Here is an 18,575-nt window from a genome sequence, read left to right as displayed (position 1 = left end):
TCAGCTCACCTTGTCCAGCACCTGGAAATACTTGTAGAGCAGGTGTTGGCCCATGCGCCGGATAGGTCTGAGTGGATGGGCGGGCAGCGGCGAGTTGAAGATCGGCAGATGGGCCTCCGGCAACGACTGCCCGGCGATCAGCGCGGCCAGCTGCTTGGAGGCATAGGCCGAGAACGACACGCCGTTGCCGCTGTAGCCCTGGGAGTAGAAGATCTGCTGCTTGGGTCCGGCTGCACGATGCGCGGCATCATGTCGTGGGAGATATCCATCCATGCGAGAACCACGGCGTCTCGATGCCGGCCAGCGCCGGGAACTTGCGCGCGATGGCCTCATGCACCACATCCAGATGCCGGGCATTCTGCGCATCCGCGCCACTGATGGCGCTACGCGTGCCGATCTGCAGGCGTTTCTCGGGTAGTAGGCGATAGTAATAACGCAGCTTGCGTGTGTCCGTGGTCAGGATGGTCGAACGCAGGCCACAAGCCTCGATCTCATCGTCGGTCAGGGTGCGCGTCCACACCGAATTGGCCATGATCGGCATGTTGCGATAGGCGGTCAGCGAGTGAAGATTGGGGCTGGTATAGCCCACCGCGCGCGCCTTCACCGTGCCACCCGGCGTCTGCAGATAGTGGATGCCGTTCTCGGTTGTCCAGTGCTGCACCGGGCTGCTGGTGTGGATTCTGGCGCCATGGTGGCGCGCGATACGCGCGTAGCTGTAGGCCAGCTTGAGCGGCTGTACCGCGATGCCTTCAGGCTCGAGCATCGCACCGTGACTCTCCTGATCGCCCATGAAGTCACGATGCACTGACGCGCGGTCCAGCGTTCGGGTCCGGTAGCCGAGGATGTTGTTGCACAGGCGTGATTCGGCCTCGAGATGCTGCATGGCCTGCGGACTGTGGGCGATCAGCAGATTGCCCAGTGGCTGAGGCTCGCAGTCCACCTCCGGGTCCTGGGTCAGGGACTTGAAGACCTCGAAACCCTCCAGGCTATTGGCGTGCAACTGGCGCGCCATGTCGACGCCCCATTTCCTGACCCACTGGCTGCGACTCAGGCGCCCCCAGGCCAGATGGCCCTGGCCGCCATTGCGGCTGGTGCAGCCCCAGCCGATCTGATTGGCCTCCAGCACCACCGCCTTGATGCCATGCTCGCGCGCCAGGAACATCGCCGTGGCAAGGCCGGTGAAGCCGGCACCGATCAGCACCACGTCGGCCTCCATGTCGTCAGTGACCGGGCCATCATTCTCTGGCGGCGGCCCTGCGTGGTAGCGCCAGTAGCTCGGCGCATAATCCACTCCTTCGCCTGGGGAGCTGTCCTTGAGAGGGTCGTAGTGAGGGTTGTAAGGCTGCTTGACAGTCATCGTGGGTCACCATCCGTCTTGTTGTTGGCGATCGTTGTCATTGGTGATCGTTGTCATTGGTGATCATTGTCATTGGTGATCATTGTCATTGGCGATCAATGGCGGTGTTGGTTCGTGCGCGTTGCGCTCGGGTGACTTGCCTGCTCGAGTCGACGTGAGCCCGTCATGCCGTTTAGGTCGCGCCCGGGATGGGTTGGCTTCCCGACCCCGGGAGGGAGGGCGGCGCGGGCGTACTAGCTGGCGTGGTGGGTGAGACAGCACTTGGGGCTTCCGGCTCAACGGCTTCGGCAGGCAGAGGCTTTACCTGAGGGGCCGGCTGCATGGCCGTCGCGGGCTGTTCATGGGTCGCCTTGAGCATGCGATAGACCGAGAACATGTAAGCGATGCTGACGAGGAAGAAGGGCGCGCCGACCACGATCGCCAGGCACTTGATGGCGGTGAAGCCACCGGCGAGCTGGAAGACGATGCCGGTGACGCCGATGATCACGCCCCACAGCAGGCGCATCAGGATCTTCGGGTTCTCGTTGCCATTGGAGACCTGCATGGCCGAGAAGAACGAGGCCGAATCCGAGGTGGTGACGGCGAAGACGATGATGTTGAACAGCACCGCGAGGCACAGCCACCAGCCGCCGGGCATGCTCTGCAGCAACAGGTAGATGCCGGATTCCGGATTGCCCTGCACGCTTTCCCACAGCGGTACGATCTGATTGACCTCGGCATAGCCGGCCGAGCCGCCCCAGATGCTGAACCACACGATCGACAGCAGCATCGGCACCACCACCACGCCGAACACGAATTCGCGCAGGGTGCGGCCGCGGGAGATGCGCGCGATGAAACCGCCGCAGAGGGGGATATAGGAGATGTACCAGAGCCAGTAGAAGATCATCCACCAGCCCACCCACTCACGCTGTTCGAAGCTGCCCGCGTCGGTCCAGAACTGGTTGACGAATACCGAGCCGAAGTAGTCACCGAACTGCTGGGTGATCATGTTCAGCAGGTACTGCGCCGGGGCGTGACCGAAGGCCAGCAGCGCCAGCAATATGGCGCCGGCCATGATCATGTTGAGCAGGCTGAGGTACTTGATGCCGCGCCCGATGCCGGTCGCCGCCGATGCCACGTAGGCGATGATGATCACCAGCATCACCATGGCCTGACCGAAGGCGCCGAACTCGAGTCCGAACAGCACCTTCAAGGCATAGCTGATGGAGGTGACGCCCAGCCCGATCATGGTGGCATTGCCGCCGATGGTACCGATCACGCCAAGCCCGTTGGCAAGCTTTCCCCACAGACTGCTGTTGCAGCGCTCCCCCAGAAGACCATATAGACCGGTGGCGACCGTCAGCGGCTGCCCGAGGCGATAGGCCGGAAAGGCGATGGCCCAGGCGGCCACGGCAAACAGTGCCCAGCCATTCATGCCCCAGTCCATCAGGGTGTTGCGGATCGCGGTTGATACCCCGGCCTGCTGGCCGACCTGATTGAGGTCCTGCACATGCGAGGAGGTGTAGAGGTGCGTCAATGGCTCGGCGACGCTGAAGAACACGAAGCCAATGCCCAGCCCGCAGCTAAAGATCATCGAGATCCACGCCACATAGCTGAACTCAGGACGTGAATCATCCGGCCCCAGGCGGATGCTGCCGAAGGGGCTGAGCAACAGATAGAAGCTGAAGATCAGCGTCGCGGCGACCCCGAGCACGAAGCTCCAGCCGAAATTGAAGATCAGGAAGTCACGTATGCCGGACAGCGCCGCGCCGGTCTGCTCCGGCGCCGCCAGGGCGTAGATCATGATCAGGATATATGCTGAGGACGGGCCAGAACAGCCCCTTGTCGTAGTCGCCAAGCAGACCGGATGAGCGCGGAACGCCGTTGCTAACAGCGCGCTCAGCCGCTGCGGGGTTGCGTGTTGCTGTCACTGGGGTGCCTCCAGGAAGGGGCCCTGATGCTCCACGCCAGATCTCGTCAGACACCTGACAAGCCGACAGGAATATCGAGAGCAGATTTTATTGTTGTCATGGGAGCGGGGGCTGGGGCTGGGACGTCGCCCTTCATCGAACCGGCTAGGTCCCCATCCATCGTCAGTGAATGCGCTGCAGCTGATACAGCACTCGATGAATCTTCTCGCGTCACAAATGAAAATAGACGGCGAGTAAAATCGTTCAAGTGAAATTTTTTAAGTATTTTTTCATTCACATGTAAAGCGTTTGGCTGCCGTCATTAACATCTTGAAATACAGAAGAAATAACGCCGATGCGCAGCCTGACCCGATGGTGGCAGGCCAGAGAACAGAGGCAGGAGGGGGATAGAGAGCGGAGTCGAGAGGGGAGTAGAGGTAGGAGCAGAGAGGGGGCAGTAGAGAATGGAGCAAGAAAGCGAAAGGCAGCCAAGGAGTAAGCCAATGGCATGAATCAACAAGGTCAGCATGCTTCGAGCCCCTCATCACTCCCTGATGAGGGGCTCGAGTCTATGGGCTCACACAAGTTGCTTGCGCCTCTCGGGAAGGTCGGTATAGAGTTAGTGTGTACTGTATACAATTCTAAGAAGGTGCAGTCATGACAACTGAAAACCCCTCCGTCCCGGAGTTGAACGGGGCATCCCTGTCGGGAATCTTCCTGGCATTCTGTCTATTGATGTCCAGCGTCCTGCTGCTCAAGGTGCCGGTGGCACTGGCGTTGTTCGCTGCCTGGTTCCTGCTGATGCTGTGTGGCTGGATGTTGAAGGTGCCGTACCCCAGCCTGCAGGCGGGCCTGATGAAAGGCATCATGCGTGGCATGGAAGGCGTGCTGATCATTACCTGTGTGGGCGCGGTGGTCGGCTCCTGGATCGCGGGTGGCATCGTGCCGACCGTCATCTATTACGGCCTGAGTCTCGTCCACCCGGGTACCTTCCTGCCCATCGCGTTTCTGGCCTGCGCCTTGACCAGCCTGGTCACAGGTACCTCCTTTGCCTCGGTGGGGACTGTCGGCGTCGCGATGATGGGCGTCGGTGCGGGGTTCGAGATTCCGCTGCCCTATGTGGCAGGGGCCGTGATCTCTGGCGCCTATGTCGGTGACGCCATCTCCCCGCTGTCCGACACCACCATCCTGTCGTCCTCTCTGTGTGATGTCTCCCTGATCGATCACGTGCGCTCCATGGCCTGGGTTGGCTTGCCTGCCGGTGTGCTCGTACTGGGCGGCTTCTACCTGTTGGGCATGGATTCCGCGGCATCAACCCAAGCCATGCAGTCCGCTCAGGTGATGTTGAGTGACCTGGATGCCCTATTCGTGATCAGCCCGATGTTGCTGTTGCCGTTGTTGATCACCCTCGGTCTTCTGATGGCACGCAAGCCCGCCATTCCGGTGATCGCGATAGGGGCCTTCCTCGGTGTGCTGTGTGCCTGGTGGGTGCAGGGCGCAACGCCTCTCGAAGCTGCCATGTCGCTGTATCAGGGCTATTCCCAGACCTTGGAAGGCTCCACGATCGGCGGGATTCTCAGCCGCGGCGGCATCCAGTCCATGTTGCCGGTGGTCGTCATCGTCATCTTCGCGCTCGGACTCGGCGGGCTGATGGAAAGCCTCGGCGTCATCCGTTCGGTGGGCAATCGTCTGTCGCGGATGGTGAAGGGGGACGTCAGCCTTACCCTCATCACCGTGACCTGCGGATTCTTCGGCTCAGTCTTCGGTGGCGCCGCCTATGTCTCGTTGTTCACGGCCTCGGCCATGACTCGCAATCTCTATGAGCAGCAGGATATCGAGCGACGGGTGCTCTCGCGCAATTGCGAGGCCGGTGGCACCTTGTCCTGCCCGATGATTCCCTGGACCAGCGGTGCTGTCTTCATGGCGGCCACCACCGGCGTGGCGACCCTCGATTACCTCCCGTACCTGTTCTATCACTTCGCCTTCATGGCTGGCTGTCTCATCAGCGCCATGACCGGGCTCGCGTTCTGGAAGGGGCGCCGCGCCCTGAATTCCGCACATTCCGTCACAACTTCACCTCTTTCTCAGGAAGCTTGATCATGGCCATGTCCACTATCAGTTCTCAGGCGTATGTCTCCGATCCGCGCAACGATGACGTCCTCATCTACGTCAATGGCGAGTTCAAGAAGCGCAACGAAGCGACGGTTTCGATCTTTGACAGTGGCTTCGTGCTCGGGGATGGCATCTGGGAAGGGATGCGTCTGATCAATGGCAAGCTGTTGGCGATTGATGCGCATATGGATCGTCTGTTCGAGGGCGCCAATTCGATCGATCTGGACCTTGGCATGAGCCGCGCCGACATGATCGGCATCATCCGCGAGACGCTGCGCGTCAATGACATGCACGATGGTGTTCATATCCGTCTGATGGTGTCGCGTGGCTTGAAGAGCACGCCCAACCAGGACCCGCGCTTCGTGCTCGAGGGCCCGACGGTCGTCGTCGTGGCGGAATACAAGAAGATCGATGTCGAGCGCAAGCAGAAGGGTATCAAGCTGTTCACCTCGACCTTCCGCTGCAGCACACCGGATGTCTTCGACCTGCGCCTGAATTCCCACAGTCGTCTCAACTTCATCCAGGCATTGATTCAGGCATTGCACGCCGGGGCGGATGAAGCCTTGATGCTGGATAGCCGTGGCTTCGTGGCCAGCTGCAACTCCACCAACTTCTTCATCGTGCGCAAGGGTGAAGTCTGGACCTCCACCGGCCTTTGCAACTTCAATGGCCTGACCCGCAAGGCAGTGATTGACCTGGCGGCCAGCAACGGCCTGGTGGTGCGGGAAAAGGACTTCACTTTGGCTGAAGTGTATAGTGCCGAAGAGGCCTTCGTGACCGGTACCTTAGGCGGTCTGACCCCCGTCGTGTGCATTGATGGTCGCACGATCGGAATAGGGGAAATGGGGCCGGCCTATCGGCAGTTGAATGCCTTCTATGAAGCCTATCTTGAGGAGAGCAAGTGACCAGAGGGATTCGCAAGGCATGAACGATTTCAGCAAGCTGCATCGCCCTGACACCCTGTGGTCGGGCGTGGCTGAGCAGATCCAGGACCTCATCGCGTCGGGCACTCTTGTCCCGGGCATGAAGCTCACTGAAGCCTATCTCTCCAAGGCACTCGGCGTCAGCCGGGTGCCGGTACGAGAGGCCTTGCGCCATCTGCTGAGTACGGGGTTGCTGGTCAGTGAGCCCTACAAGGGTGTGCGAGTCCGTCATTTCGATCATGCCCATCTCGCCCAGTTGTACGCCTATCGCGCGGGGCTGGAGAGAATGGCCTTCAATATTCTCTGGCCGATCAAGACCGTGCAGATGACTGACGAGCTGATTCGGCGTCAGCACGCCTTGAGCGACGCCATCGGGCGGCGTGACAGTGAAGGCGCCATCATCGCCGAGCTGCATCTGCATGGTTGGTGCCACGAGGTCTCGGGCAATGAATTCCTGTTGGCGGATTGGGAGCGTATACGACCGCACCTGCAGTGTTATTTCGTGCTTCACCAGCGGGCCCATCAGCGGCCCGGCCCATCGCGTGAAGCCCATGACCGCTATGTGGCGCTTGCCACCGGTGACTCGCTGCCGGACATGCTCGCGCATATCGATGAGCATATGCACCAGGGCATGAGCAAGGTGCTGGAATTGGTCGAGTGAACGGGTGACTCAACAGCGTATCGCCGGACATGTCATCGCCTGGCATGCCCTGTGGTATTCCTCTCCCAGCGTTTGTGTAAGTTGGCCTGCTGGCATTGCCCTGGCCAGCGGGGCCCCTTGCCCCGCCCATTGCGCCCCGAAACCGGTTTCCCCTTTTGATCTGGCTGCGGCGTTGAGCGCCTTGCCTGCCGCGTAGCTCAGAGGATAGTCCGGTGGGGTGAGGCGTGAAGGCTCCTCCATCAGGCTGGCGAATCGGTTGGCGAGAATGCGCGCGGGACGGCCCGAGACGATCGAGGTCATTCGCGTGTGATGCGCTGCTGGCCCGGTGAGTGCGTCTCGATAGGCGTCATCGGCGCTGGATTCCGGGCAGGCGATGAAGACGGTGCCGAGCTGTGCCGCCACGGCGCCACATGCGAGAGCAGCGGCAATGCCCGCACCATCCATGATGCCGCCCGCGGCGATGATCGGCAGGTGCGTCTCATGTACCAGCAGCCGTGTCAATGCGGCAGTACTCAGCTCGGCATCTGCGGCTTGTGGATCGAACATGCCGCGATGTCCCCCGGCTTCAAACCCTTGCGCCACGATGGCGTCCAGACCAGCTCGTTCAATGGCGATGGCTTCCTCAAGGCAGGTCGCCGTTGCGAAGAGCGAGATGCCCGCTGTCTTCAAGGCAGCAATGGCCTGCGAAGAGGGGAGTCCGAAGTGGAAGCTGACAATCGGCGGACGAGTCTCGAGTAACATCGCCAACATGTCAGGATCATCGGCAAAGCTGGTATAGAGCGCATCGAGCTGGGTAGGAGGCTCTGTGTCGAAGGCCTGGAAGTGAGGGGTCAGCCATTTGAGCCATTCCGTTTGACGTTCTGTGTCATGAACGGGGGCCTGATGCACGAAGACATTGATGTTGAAGGGCTTGTCGGTCAGTGACTGCAACTCTTGGATCATGCGGCGTGCGCCTGCTGCATCAGTGGCTCCTGCTCCCAGCGAGCCCAGTCCACCGGCATTGCAGACAGCGGCCGCCAACTGTGGAGTCGTGACCCCGGCCATCGGGGCCTGGATGATCGGCAGCTCGACACCCAGCAGCTCGCCCATGGACGTGCGTTTGCTGTCGGGGTTGAGGCTGATTGAGCCACTGCTTCCCGCTGCTTGCTGCATGGTGTTCTCCTCAAGCCTCCAGGGTGTATGGCCTCATCGTACGCTTGGCGCAACGCGGTGTGCCAACGTGAGTTTCGAGGCTGGCCATTGTTATCCGCGGCTTGGACCCAAGGTCATGTTCACTGTTTATTCGAATGAGTGAATGCATTGCTCATCCTGACCCGAAAGTTCACCGGAAAAGGAAAGCACCTACATGGCACTAACTACATCTTCGTCAGCATCCGTCTCCGAGATCATCGTCGACTCACTGCTTGAGGCCGGCGCCAAGCGTTGCTACGGCATCGTGGGTGACACCATCAACCACTTCACCGACGCCATTCGGCGCTCCGAGATGGAGTGGGTGCATGTGCGGCACGAGGAGGTGGCCGGTTTCGCGGCAGGGGGCGAGTCCTTTATCAGTGGCGAGCTTTCCTGCTGTGCCGGTACCTGTGGGCCGGGCAGCACGCACTTTCTGAATGGCCTGATCGAATCACATCGCAATGGCGCGCCGGTGGTGTTCATTGCCTCGCAGATCGATACCAGCGAGATGGGCGTCGGCTTCCCGCAGGATGTCGATCAAAAGGCGCTCTATTCCCAGTACTGCGTGTTCTGCGAGTACCTGACCAACCCCGAGAATGCCCGCCGCATGGTCGCCATCGCGGCGCAGAAGGCGCTGGCGGAAGGCGGGGTCGCGGTGCTGATCGTCCCGGGGGATCTGTTCACCCAGAAGCCCAAGGGCTCGCTGCCGTGGCGTGCCCATCGCTTTACGCCGGTGATTCGTCCCGGCGAGCAGGAGCTGGCCGCCGTGGCCGAGGCGCTGAATGCGCCGGGCAAGGTCTCGATCTATGCCGGCATCGGCTGTCAGCATGCGCAGGAGGAAGTGCTGGCGCTGGCACGACGACTCAAGGCGCCAATAGCCTGGACGTCGCGTGCCAAGGACTTCATCGAGCCCGATAACGAGCTCGAAGTCGGCATGACCGGCGTATTCGGGCTGCAGGGCGGCTACGAGGCCGTCGCGGATTGTGACACCTTGCTGCTGCTCGGTTGCAGCTTCGCCTGGACCCAGTTCTATCCGGACAAGGCGACGGTGATTCAGGTCGATATCGACCCCGGCAAGATTGGGCTGCGTCATCCGGTGGACTTCGGTGTGGTTGGCAGCGCCAAGGACACCTGCGCGGCGCTACTGACAAGGGTGGACCCGCGTGATGATCGTGGCTGGCTCGACAGCTGCCGCAAGAAGTATCTCGAGGCTCGCGATGAAGCCGCCGTCACATCTGATGATGACCACCTGATTCACCCGCAGGAACTGACTCTGTCGCTGGACCGTTATGCAAGCCAGGACGCCGTGTTCACTGCCGATGGCGGTAGCCCCATGGTGTGGTGCCTGCGCCACATTCGGGCCAACGGCAAGCGCCGCACGCTGCCGAGTCTGATGCATGGCACCATGGCAAACGCCTATCCTCAGGCCATCGGCATCCAGAAGGCCTACCCGCAGCGTCAAGTGATCGCCATGTGTGGCGATGGCGGCCTTGCCATGCTGATGGGGGACCTGCTGACCCTCAAGCAGGAGAAGATCCCGCTCAAGATCGTCATCTTCAACAACAGCACACTTGGCTTCGTGGAGCTCGAGCAGAAGGTGGATGGCATTCTGGATAGCTATACCGAACTTGAGAACCCCGACTTCTCGCTGCTGGCGCAATCCATGGGGCTGTGGGGGCGTCGCGTCGAGGAGAAGCACGAGTTGGATGAGGCGGTGCAGAGCCTGCTGGCTCAGGAAGGCCCCGGCATTCTCGAGGTCAAGGTCAACCGTATGGAACTGGTGATGCCGCCGCATATCGAGGCCGGCCAGGTCGCCTCCACCGCACTCTACTCCGCCAAGGCAGTGCTCAATGGCCGCATGGATGATGTGGTCGACCTGGTGCGCAACAACTTCACCAAGCGCTGAGCAAATAACATGAGCCGGTAAACTGCTCAGTTATCTGTACGAAGCTGATGCGAAAGAAGGCCCCGATCCTGTGGATCGGGGCCTTCTTGTGAGTGCAGCTATCGCACTATTACGTATGTCAGCTCTTTACGTAGACCGCCGCGCGGCAAAGACCATCTCATGGCGTCGTTCACTTCCAGACCAGGGAAGCGAAGCCGCGCCAGTAGTCATCCATGTCGCGATAGCTGGTCATGTCATACAGGCTGAACTTACGATTGAGGCTATGGGGGTTGGCATATCTACCATGAAATATTGAGATCGAAGACCTCAGGGTGAGCGCACAAGAAAAGCTCCGCCAGCAGGTGAAGCTCTCACAGCGGAGCAGCGTGAGATCCAAGAGCTGAAGCGCAAGCTTCTACGAGTGAAGGACGAGATGGAAATATTAGGTGTTCAGTCCCGAGGTGTAACGGTCTATGGTATCAACCGATATCGGAGGAGGACTCAAGGCTCGAGTCCCACAACCGCACCGGTTCGACGTGGTCTGCCATCGACATGGCATCGAATATCGCCTGATACGTCCTATCCATCCGTGGACCAACGGGCAGGTTGAACGGATAAACCATACGATCAAGGAAGCCCTCGCCCGTAGCTTCCATTATGCGACCTTAGGAGAGCTTAGCGCCCATCTAAAGGACTATCTTTGGGGCTATAACAGTGCTCGATCGCTGCGAGCGCTCAAGGGGAAACGTCCTTTGGTTTCATTCTCGAACGTTGGCAAGACGATCTTGAGCGATTCTATCAACATCCCATCCTATTTTCCGGGACCATACACAGCACTTGTATCAAGTATTTGGGGTAGGCCGCAGTGAAGTGGACCCCATCCATTGGACCACCTGACGGGTCGTCTAAGCTCGGATCAGGTCATCATCGGCGTCAGGCCGCCTGGGTCAGTGGTTGAGAGAAGTACACTTCATCAGGTGTAGCATCGTCTAGCCCTTGGTGGGGCCGCTCCGTGTTGTACCAAGCGAAGTAACGCTTCAGATCCCTTCGCAAGTGGGCGCCGCTCTCGAAAGCCTTCAGGTAAACGCACTCATACTTCACACTGCGCCAGAGTCGTTCCACGAATATGTTGTCCTGATAGCGTCCCTTGCCGTCCATGCTGATCCGGACATCATGGGCTTCCAGAACTTCGGTGAACGACTGGCTGGTGAACTGACAGCCTTGATCTGTATTGAATATCTCGGGCTTTCCATAGCACGCCAGGGCTTCCTCCAAAGCATCGATACAGAAGTCTGTATCCAGGGTGTTGGAGACCCGCCAGGCCAACACGCGACGGCTGTGCCAGTCCATGATGGCCACCAGGTACATGAACCCGCGCGCCAAAGGAATATAGGTGATATCAGTCGCCCATACCTGATTGGGACGGTCGATGACTCGCCCTCGCAGCAAGTAAGGATAGATCCGATGTCCCGTGCCTGGCCGACTGGTGCATGGCTTCGGATAAATAGCCTGTAGCCCCATCCCGCGCATCAGTCGCTGAACGCGCTTGCGGCTCACTGCGTGTCCCAGGCGATTGAGGTAGGCTGACATCCGTCGTGAGCCATAGACCGGTGTGCGCAGATGTTCCGCGTCGATCAGACGCATTAGCTCCAGATCATAGGCCCGTAGCGCCTTGCGCTGATAGTACATCGAGAAGCGACTGATACCGAGTAGCTGGCACTGACGCCGGAGGCTGATGTCGGGCGCCTGCGGCTCGACCAGTGCCACGCGCTGGGCCCGGCTCAACGACCGAGCCCGCGTGACAAAAAATCCCGTTCCACCGTCAGCTTGCCGATCTCGCGGTAGAGTGTATCGATCTCCTCCTGGGTCTTCTGGGCGGTTTTTCCGGAACTCTTGCTCTCGAAGACGCCGGTGGCGTTGTCCAGCAGTTCGCGTTTCCACTGACTCACCATGGTGGGGTGGATCTCGAAGTGGGCCGCGATCTCCGACGTGGACTGTTCTCCCTTGAGGGCGGCGAGGGCTACCTTGGCTTTGAACTCACCGCTGTACTGTCGACGTTTCCTGCTCATGATCAAGCTCTCCTGGTCGGTCTGATCAGAGCTTAGCGCCTGGTCCGCATTCCGGGGACCACTTCACAGCAGCTACAGGGCCTGACGTAATTGCGGTAAAAAACCCTTGCGAGATGGAGAAAAGCCTGCAATTTCAGGTTGTCTAGACATGTGTTGTCAGCCATGGTTTGCCGACGCTTGCGCATTGCCAAAATGGGCACGCAGACTGGAACATCGTTGAGTCGTTATCGAGTCAGTAGGCGGATGGAGCTGGTGAGCACGAAGCCACCATGCGATCACCAGGTGCATAAGTGACAAATCAAAAGGGATTGTGCATAATCGTTGCCTTATTGCTCGTTTACAGGGTGCGAGCGTGAGAGGAGACTGATAGTCTCCTTAACTCATACTGGGAAAGAAGCACGATGGGCGGGAAGAGGAGCGCGGCACATTTTGCTTTACATTGCGCGCCCATGGCACCCTCCTCAGCTATCCATAACAGAGAGGAGCTTGGTCCGTCTGTCCTTGAAAGGCGGATGTGGCGTTCAGAGCAAGATCTGTAGAGGACGATCGCCTATTCATATTGTCAAGGGGCCTAGCTGCTTGCAGCAGCCAACTTAGTTTTGATGTTTGATTACTAAAGACAATGTATGTTTTGTTAAGGTGAAAGTTGAAGTAGGAGATTGCAGGCAGTACATCAACTCTCAGAGATCGTAATAATAAAATTTAGTTTAAGATGTGCTCGGCATTTGCTGATGGGGTATGTTTCAAGTTGGGTTTTCGCAACATATCGGTATTGATACCCAAGGGTTACGCTTTGGAGGAGTGCATTGGGATGTACAATGCTTTGATAAGTATGTATGCACTCAGTTGCCTGCTCTGCCCCATACGTAGAGTGCAGTTGTGTAGTCAACTCAGGTGGCACCTTATAAGCTAGGATTTTTATGAGCTATAGCTAACTTATGTCTCGATTATCTTGGAAAGCGCTGCTCGTGTCACCCCCTTTATAATGAGGCTCATCATGTGGTACCATCCTCCATTGAAAGCGAAAATATTTTGAGTTTTATAGATGCTGATTTTTACTTTGATTTCAGAAAGCCTTTAAGTAAGTGAGATTATATTACATATTAGGGCTGTTTCTGTGAGAGAGCAGCTCAGTCACGCCAGTGCTGATAGGGCGTGATAGGGCCTTGGGATAAGAGCCGTCATATATCTCAGGGCGGTAGCGTGTCTGGCTTCCGCAGCACTTTCTGTGTGGGCTAGGTGGTTAGCCCAGGGGATAATGGTCCATGGTGTGAACCTTTATCAAAGGAGGATCAAAGGCTCAAGTATTTAAAAAACGCGCCAAGACCATGCACGCCATCCGAAAAGACATGCAGCGATCGTCAGCTTCGATCGCGGAGTTGAGCCGTCGCTATAACCTTAATCCTAAAACGGTGCGTAAATGGCGCTATCGCCATTCCGTGGAAGATGAACGCATGGGCGCAAGCAACCAAACTCTACCTCTTTGACAGATCTTGAGGAGACTGCTGCGATCACCTTCGGCGCACCATGTAGTGGTCAAGTGTTTTTTGGGCTCTTCGACGCCAGGTGTGGAATTAGTGCCCTGGAATGGTCCAGGATATGGGCCCCGAACAGACTGGAGAATTGACATGGATGGTACTCAGGTCCTGACCCTTGGCTTGGGCTTGCAAGCGCCTTGGAAACTCAAGGACCAGCATCTGGATACCACGTCATCTCCGCATCGTCTCGAGCTTTACGTGGAAGCCGACCGGGGGAGCCTTTATGCCTGCCCGGAATGCGGCAAGGCATGCCCGGCGCATGACTTTGCCGACAAGTCCTGGCGACACCTGAACTTCTTCCAGCATCATTGCTATCTCTATGCCCGCGTCCCTCGCACCCGGTGTCCAGAGCACGGCGTCAAGCGAGTCGAGGTGCCCTGGGCTCGCCCTGATAGTGGTTTCACACTGTTGTTTGAACAGGCTGCCATGTCGTTGGTCAGGGAGATGCCTGTGCTCGCCGTCTCTCGGCAATTGGAAGTCACTGACAAGCGTTTGTGGCGCATCGTGCATCATTACGTAGGCCGTATGCTGGGAGACCTGGATCTTTCTCAGGTTGCCAATGTCGGGGTAGACGAAACGGCATCACGTCGAGGGCAACGTTACGTCACCGTATTTCTCGATATGCAACGCCAACAAGAGCCGGTGATCTTTGCTGTCCAAGGACGTGGCAAAGAGACGATCAAGGCGTTCAGCGCCTTTCTAGAGGCACATGGCGGCGCCCCGGGCAATGTGGTTGAAGTCGTGTGTGACATGTCGCCGGCCTTCCTCAATGGCACTGCTGAACATCTTCCTGATGCTCGAGTGACGGTTGACTGGTTCCATATCGTGCAGACGTTCACCAAGGCGTTGGATGAAGTGCGTAAGCGGGAACGTCGAGAAAAAACCCATCCCAAGGCCCTGCGCTGGGCAGTGCTGAAAAGCATGGATAACCACAACCTGACGGAAAAGCAGCTGGTCGCCCTCCGGGAGCTGGTTGCTGACCAAGGGGCTACCGCGAATGCATGGATTATCAAGGAAAAGCTGAGGTGGATTCGTCGCGCACCGACAGCGCGCGGGGCTCGTTGGCGCATCACGAATTACCTCAATGTGATGCGTGAGGCAGTCGCCGGCCACACGCTCCTCAAGCCAATGGCAAAAGCACTCAATACGTTGGAGCGACATGCCGACCAGGTTGTGAGGCGCTGGTGTTCAGGCCTGACGAACGCACGTCTGGAAGGCATGAACGGCCTCTTTCAGGCTGCCAGATCTCGCGCTCGCGGCTACCGAAACGAAAGCAATTTCATTGCGATGATCTACCTGATCGGCAGCCCCGTGGGGCGCATGCTGGATGAAGCCAAATCCACATGAAACGTCGAAGAGCCGTTTTTTGGCCACCGAGCTTTGAGCATTCCAGTAGTTCTTTTCTGCCAAGTTCGGTGGTAACCGATCGTTATGCTTGTGCGGCCTGAGCCTGCTGTAGTAGCCGATCATATAATCAGTGACAGATCGCTTCGCCGCAGCAACATCGGGATAGCCGATCTCTGGTATCCATTCCGTTTTCAGGCTTCTGAAGAAGCGCTCTGTTGGGGCATTGTCCCAGCAATTGCCACGGCGACTGAGACTCAGCGTCATTCGGTAGCGCCAGAGCATCTGCCGAAATGCCCGGCTGGTGTACTGGCACCCCTGGTCCGAATGAAACAGGATATTCTGTGGCTCTCCACGCGATTCGTAGGCCATGGTCAGCGCCTTTTTTACCAACTCCGTGTTCGGCGATAGGGACAATGCCCACCCCACGGGTTTACGAGCATACAAATCGATGACGACTGCCAGATAAGCCCAGCGTGCCCCTGTCCAAATATTATAGGTAATGTCGCCGGTCCATACCTGATTAGGCTCCTTTACATCGAACTCCCGATCAAGAACATTCGGTATATCAAGGTGTGGCTGATCAGCCTTCTTGTAGGCGTGCCTCGGCGGCTGCGAACTCATCAGCCCCAGCTGCTTCATCCGCCTGCTGGCCCGATAACGACTCAACCCGGCTTATTCATGAGGCCGACCTGAAAACGAAGATGGCGAGTGGTTTTCTCTTGTAGAATCAGGATGTTCCTGCCAGAACACGATTCAAGAGGACCACTCGCCATGGGTGAAACCCTAACGACCTGGACGCCCTCATGCAACGGCTCTGTCCGTGTCGAGCTGAGCGGCCACCGCACCACCAGCGACAGCGGCGCATTGTTGCTGCGCGAAGCCCTCGACAGCAGTGGCGTGATCGAGGCGCTCGAAGATAACCTGGTCGATCCGCGCCATCCGCTGCGTATTCGCCACTCGCTGGCCAGCCAGATACGCACCTTGGTGCTGCAGCGGGCGATGGGGTGGATCGATCTCAGCGATACCGACACGCTGCGCCGTGATCCGCTCTGGCAGCTGGCCTGCAGTGATGCGCGCGGCATGACGCCACTGGTCCAGGATAGGCCGTCCCAAGCCACGCTGTCGCGGCTGCTGACCTGCCTTGGACACAACGACAACATCGATGCCGTGCATGAAGGTCTGCTGCGGCTGGTGGCCTGGCGCCTGACCTCGCTGAAGAACGGCGAGCGTCCCAAGCAGCTGACGCTAGACATCGACGGCCTGCCGATTGAGGTCCATGGGCACCAGGGCGGTTCCGCTTATCATGGCCTTTACGGTACGCGGATCTATTCGCCGCTGGTCGCCTCGTTGGCCGAAACTGGCGACATGGTCGGCGGCCTGCTGCGCGAGGGCAACGCCGGCCCCGCCGAGAACGCTGATACGTGGATCCCGCACCTGGTGAAGCGGCTTAACGAGAGCACCGGCGCCCAGGTTCGGGTGCGTATCGACGCTGGCTTCACCGACAACGACACGCTGGAGGCGCTGGAGAAGCGCAGCATCGAGTACCTGGGCCGGCTGCGCAGCCACAAGGGCTTGCAGGCGCTGGCAGCGCCCTACCTGAAGCGGCCACGCGGCCGGCCACCTGAGCAGCCTCGGGAGTGGTGCCACGACCTTGAATACCAGGCCGGTACCTGGCCAACGCCACGACGCGTGGTGCTGGTGGTTCAGGAACGCCCCGATGACCTGCTGCTGCATGCCTTCTTCCTGGTCACCAACCTCGGCAAGTTCGACTGGCCGCCCGAGAAGATCCTGGCACTCTATCGCAAGCGCGGCAGCGCCGAAGCGCACATGGGCGAGGTGAAGTCGGCGCTCGACGTGCATCTCTCGTCGACCGATCGCGGTGCCTCCACCGTCCAGGACGTGATGGCCCGCAATGAGGTGAGCCTGTTGCTGAGTCTCTACGCCTATCAGGTTCTGCATGGCCTTCGCTGCTTGCTGGGGCGCCAGACCCGGCAGGGTTGGAGCCTGAGCCGGATGCGTGAACAGGTGCTCAAGGTGGCGGCGACGCTCTCGCTGCACGCTCGGCGCATCACCGTTCACCTCGGCGATGCGGCTGATAAATGGTGGCCTGCCTTGCTGAAGGGGCTGCCGAAGCTGACCGCGCTCAGCTGACGTTCGGCGCAACCACCATAGCTTCAAGAATCGAGCGATCGCAGCGACGGTCGACGATGACGGCTGCTTTAACGGCGTGATTAATTCCTGAACGTTATATAGATACGACAGAAGAGCAGCATTTGGGCATGATTCAGCGGGCCGTTACGGCGTAGATAGCGCCCCTGGTGCGAGAACCCAACGGCCAGCCACTTCAAGCCGCCCGATCAGGGCACTCGTGAATAAGGCGGGCTCAACTGTATTCCTGCCTGCGTGACCATTTTTGCAATGCTGCGAGCGCCGGCAGAGCCGTTACTGACGGTATGCGCCTCGACAACCTGATCCAGCAGCTTCTGCTCAGTCTCACAAGGTCTTCTATCCCGACTACGCCAAGCCCGGTAGCTACTGCGATGCACCCCAAACACCTGACACAAGTGCTGCACCGCGTAGCTCTCTTCAAGTCGCTCGATTATCGAGAATTGCTCAGGGAGTCCGACATCAAGAGAGCGGTAGCCTTTTTTAATATTGCCTTCTCTTCTTCCACTCGCCGCAGCTTGCGCTTCAGTTCCTGGATCTCACGCTGTTCCGGCGTCAGAGCCTCACCTTTCAGCGGCGCCTTGCCTGCCCGCTCAGCGCGAAGCCTGCGAACCCAATACTCCATGGTGGATTTGCCAACCCCCATGGCCTCACACGCCGCCTTCAGCGTGTAGCCCTGGTCGACCACGAGCTGGGCCGCTTCCAAGCGAAATTCTGGGCTAAACGTTCTCTTCTTCGTCATCATCTGCACCTGATTGTCTCTGTGAGCCATCATACACTCAAAGTCAGGTGGCCAGATTCACTGTGCCACTACACCACCTGGCTCGCCTGTATGCGCATCACGGTATCAATCAGATACCTCGTCAATCCCTGAAACGAGGGACAAACCATCCTTCAAACATTACCCGATCGGTTACCTACATATAGACATCTGTGAAGTCCGTATCGATGAAGGTAAGGCGTATTTGTTCGTGGCGGTCGATCGTACCTCCAAATTCGTACATGCCCGGCTTTAACGGCAGGCCAAGCGGGAACAGGCCGCTGAGTTTCTCGAAGATACGCTGTAACAGCTACCGTATCGGGCCCACACCGTGCTGCCAGACAACTGTGCGCAATTCGCTAAGCGACGCGGAACAGAAACCAACAAGCCACACTGGTTCGGCGTGGTCTACCATCGACATGGCATCGAACATCGCCTGATATGTCCTTTCCATCCTTGGACAAACGGGTAGGTTGAACGGATAAAAAAATACGATCAAGGAAGCCACTCCCGCAGCATCCATTATGCAACCTTAGAAGAGCTTAGTGTCCACCTAAAGGACTATCTTTGGGCATTATAACAATGCTCGGCGCTCTGCGAGCGCTCAAGGGGGAAATACCCATTGGTTTCATTCTTGAGCGTTGGCAAGATGATCCTGAGCGATACTATCAACATCTCATCTACTACTTTCTGGGACC

General features: G+C 58.5%; 13 protein-coding genes and 1 pseudogene. 7 read left to right on the top strand and 7 right to left on the bottom strand.

The features are described from left to right. The 3 genes from LCW13_RS10955 to LCW13_RS10945 form a co-directional block, all read right to left on the bottom strand. Entirely contained in the window at window positions 1-273 is a 273-nt protein-coding gene (locus LCW13_RS10955) for a hypothetical protein (RefSeq protein ID WP_225346889.1), read from the bottom strand. After that, a complete protein-coding gene (locus LCW13_RS10950) occupies window positions 248-1,357 on the bottom strand; it encodes an NAD(P)/FAD-dependent oxidoreductase (protein WP_225346888.1) in 1,110 nt (369 codons plus the stop codon). The genes LCW13_RS10955 and LCW13_RS10950 overlap by 26 nt, the downstream gene beginning before the upstream one ends. Window positions 1,358-1,529: 172 nt before the next feature. Beyond that, window positions 1,530-3,194 (bottom strand): BCCT family transporter, encoded by a 1,665-nt coding sequence (locus LCW13_RS10945; protein WP_263643032.1) that lies wholly within the window; start codon window positions 3,192-3,194, stop codon window positions 1,530-1,532. Window positions 3,195-3,903: 709 nt separating this feature from the next. Between LCW13_RS10945 and nhaC the strand changes: the two genes are divergently transcribed. From nhaC to LCW13_RS10930, 3 genes are read left to right on the top strand one after another with little or no spacing between them, the layout of a single operon-like run. Continuing rightward, window positions 3,904-5,343: a Na+/H+ antiporter NhaC gene (gene nhaC / locus LCW13_RS10940; protein WP_176677354.1), complete on the top strand. Its 1,440-nt coding sequence runs from the start codon at window positions 3,904-3,906 to the stop codon at window positions 5,341-5,343. 2 nt (window positions 5,344-5,345) lie between these two features. Then, a complete protein-coding gene (locus tag LCW13_RS10935; RefSeq protein WP_225346887.1) occupies window positions 5,346-6,263 on the top strand; it encodes an aminotransferase class IV in 918 nt (305 codons plus the stop codon). A 19-nt stretch (window positions 6,264-6,282) separates the two neighbouring features. After that, entirely contained in the window at window positions 6,283-6,942 is a 660-nt protein-coding gene (locus LCW13_RS10930; protein WP_176677352.1) for a GntR family transcriptional regulator, read from the top strand. A 9-nt stretch (window positions 6,943-6,951) separates the two neighbouring features. Here the strand turns inward: LCW13_RS10930 and LCW13_RS10925 are convergent, their stop codons facing one another. Further along, window positions 6,952-8,031, bottom strand: a complete 1,080-nt coding sequence (locus tag LCW13_RS10925) for an NAD(P)H-dependent flavin oxidoreductase (protein ID WP_176678394.1) — start codon at window positions 8,029-8,031, stop codon at window positions 6,952-6,954. A 256-nt stretch (window positions 8,032-8,287) separates the two neighbouring features. On the opposite strand from LCW13_RS10925, the gene LCW13_RS10920 reads away from it, so the two are divergent. Beyond that, window positions 8,288-10,018 carry a thiamine pyrophosphate-dependent enzyme gene (locus LCW13_RS10920; RefSeq protein WP_176677351.1) on the top strand — a complete coding sequence of 577 codons (1,731 nt, stop codon included), beginning with the start codon at window positions 8,288-8,290 and terminating at the stop codon, window positions 10,016-10,018. Between the two features lie 452 nt (window positions 10,019-10,470). After that, on the top strand, window positions 10,471-10,866 hold the full coding sequence (locus LCW13_RS10915; RefSeq protein WP_176677350.1) for an integrase core domain-containing protein: 396 nt from the start codon (window positions 10,471-10,473) through the stop codon (window positions 10,864-10,866). Between the two features lie 64 nt (window positions 10,867-10,930). On the opposite strand, the gene LCW13_RS10910 is transcribed toward LCW13_RS10915, so the two are convergent. Then, window positions 10,931-12,066 (bottom strand): IS3 family transposase gene (locus LCW13_RS10910; RefSeq protein WP_404813624.1). Its coding sequence is split into 2 segments (ribosomal slippage): window positions 10,931-11,808 and window positions 11,808-12,066, totalling 1,137 coding nucleotides; the frame shifts between segments, so codons are not numbered across the junction. 1,628 nt (window positions 12,067-13,694) lie between these two features. Between LCW13_RS10910 and LCW13_RS10900 the strand changes: the two genes are divergently transcribed. Continuing rightward, window positions 13,695-14,951, top strand: coding sequence for an ISL3 family transposase (locus LCW13_RS10900; protein WP_225346886.1), 1,257 nt, complete (start codon window positions 13,695-13,697; stop codon window positions 14,949-14,951). A 21-nt stretch (window positions 14,952-14,972) separates the two neighbouring features. Here the strand turns inward: LCW13_RS10900 and LCW13_RS10895 are convergent. Continuing rightward, window positions 14,973-15,617, bottom strand: a pseudogene (locus tag LCW13_RS10895) (IS3 family transposase); the annotation flags it as partial. 66 nt (window positions 15,618-15,683) lie between these two features. Here LCW13_RS10895 and LCW13_RS10890 point away from each other — a divergent pair. Then, a complete protein-coding gene (locus tag LCW13_RS10890; RefSeq protein WP_088743481.1) occupies window positions 15,684-17,102 on the top strand; it encodes an IS1380 family transposase in 1,419 nt (472 codons plus the stop codon). 448 nt (window positions 17,103-17,550) lie between these two features. On the opposite strand, the gene LCW13_RS10885 is transcribed toward LCW13_RS10890, so the two are convergent. Next, window positions 17,551-17,862, bottom strand: a complete 312-nt coding sequence (locus LCW13_RS10885; protein ID WP_225346885.1) for a transposase — start codon at window positions 17,860-17,862, stop codon at window positions 17,551-17,553. Between the last annotated feature and the right edge of the window lie 713 nt (window positions 17,863-18,575).

Source organism: Cobetia amphilecti (assembly GCF_020217465.1).
In the GTDB taxonomy this organism is placed as follows: domain Bacteria; phylum Pseudomonadota; class Gammaproteobacteria; order Pseudomonadales; family Halomonadaceae; genus Cobetia; species Cobetia amphilecti.
This window is presented reverse-complemented; position numbering and strand designations above follow the sequence as displayed.